Annotated in this window: 1 protein-coding gene; it reads left to right on the plus strand. The window is 34.5% G+C overall.

Annotated elements, in window-relative coordinates:
• Positions 1-251 (plus strand): hypothetical protein (locus H2O73_RS23660; protein ID WP_220457712.1); only part of this gene is annotated, 251 nt, incomplete at its 5' end.
• Positions 252-316 lie beyond the last annotated feature (65 nt).

Here is a 316-nt window from a genome sequence, read left to right on the forward strand (position 1 = left end):
CACCAATATCGCAAAAAGAAAAAGAAGAGCAACATCGTTTTTTCTTCTGGTATAAAGATGAAAACAAAGCCTGGATTAAAAAGACCCTAAACAAATTAGGGCGTCAAGATTTACTTAGTGTCTTACTTCCAGAGAAAAACGAAAGATGGCGTAAAAACAAACCAAAAGGAGATGCAAAGCACACTTTTGATGATGCCGTTCCGTTCAACAGAAGAAAGAACAAAGCAAAGTTTAAAAAGAAGAAACGTTAAACTTTTTACAGTTTAGTTTATATAAAAACAGCCTCCAGTCGAATGATTGGAGGCTGCTTTTTTTT

Origin of the sequence: Vibrio marinisediminis, assembly GCF_014050145.1 — a bacterium.
In the GTDB taxonomy this organism is placed as follows: Bacteria; Pseudomonadota; Gammaproteobacteria; order Enterobacterales; family Vibrionaceae; genus Vibrio; species Vibrio marinisediminis.